At 55.7% G+C, this 716-nt stretch carries 1 protein-coding gene; it reads left to right on the forward strand.

What is annotated here, in order from left to right:
- Positions 1–285: 285 nt before the first annotated feature.
- Positions 286–716 (forward strand): reverse transcriptase domain-containing protein (locus tag AAZT04_RS26015; protein WP_434682337.1); only part of this gene is annotated, 431 nt, incomplete at its 3' end.

A 716-nucleotide genomic window follows, 5' to 3' on the forward strand; every position in this document is an offset into this window, starting at 1 on the left:
GCGTCCATCACGCTCGCGTTGCTGACTTCTGCCAACTTGCAGCATGCAAGGATAAAGAGTGCGACGGGCAGCCTCCTCAGTATGTCTGAGTCCAGGCAGGTAAACCGGGGAAGGTCAGCGACGGATGTTAAGGGGGCATGGCTCCGATGACGCGCTGGCTGGCGGAGCTTCCGTAGTAGTCCGGGATGGGGAAAGCCCATTACATGGCGAAGGGAAGCAGTTTGAATGTGTTTGCGACGTGAATTAACTGACCTAACGAGGTGAAGACCTTTGATAATCAGCGAAATGCAACGCAAGCTTGCCACATGGGCAGCCACCGATCCGTCCCGACGGATTGAACGGCTGCTGCGTCTGATAACACAACCCGAATGGCTAGCTGAAGCCGCGCGGATCACGCTTTCATCAAAGGGGGCGCATACCCCCGGCGTTGATGGTGTGAACAAAGCAAAGCTACAGGCCAGACTGGCTGCTGAGCTGCAAATCCTCAGGGATGAACTAGTCTCCGGTCACTACCAGCCCTTGCCAGCCAGACGGGTTTACATCCCTAAAAGCAACGGCAAACTGCGACCACTGGGTATCCCCGCGCTGCGTGATCGTATTGTTCAACGGGCAATGCTGATGGCGATGGAGCCAATATGGGAGAGTGATTTTCATACACTTTCGTATGGCTTCCGGCCTGAACGCAGTGTCCACCACGCGATCCGCACGGTGAAATT

Source organism: Serratia sp. Je.1.23.a (assembly GCF_051129805.1).
Lineage (GTDB): Bacteria > Pseudomonadota > Gammaproteobacteria > Enterobacterales > Enterobacteriaceae > Serratia > Serratia liquefaciens.